Raw genomic sequence first — 275 nt, forward strand, 5'->3', positions numbered from 1 at the left:
TCATCACCGTCGTTATTTGGCTTTGATAATTGGGAAGAATTAACTAAGCCACGTGATTTAGAAAAAGTGTTTGAATCACTAGAATACACTAAATGGCGTTCATTTAGAGACAGCGATGATTCACGCTTTGTATCACTTACTATGCCGCGTTTCCTTTCGCGTTTACCTTATGGTGCAGCGTCAAAACCAGTTGAAGAATTTAACTACGAAGAGTTTGAAGTTGAAGCGAAAGATGGCCGTTCAGTTAGTACTGATAATAGTGATTATTGTTGGAG

At 38.5% G+C, this 275-nt stretch carries 1 protein-coding gene; it reads left to right on the forward strand.

Annotated features, from left to right (window positions below):
• A partial coding sequence (locus AAEY97_RS21245) for a type VI secretion system contractile sheath domain-containing protein (RefSeq protein WP_351001330.1) occupies positions 1–275 on the forward strand: 275 nt, incomplete at both ends.

The organism is Shewanella sp. TB7-MNA-CIBAN-0143, from assembly GCF_040310065.1.
Lineage (GTDB): Bacteria > Pseudomonadota > Gammaproteobacteria > Enterobacterales > Shewanellaceae > Shewanella.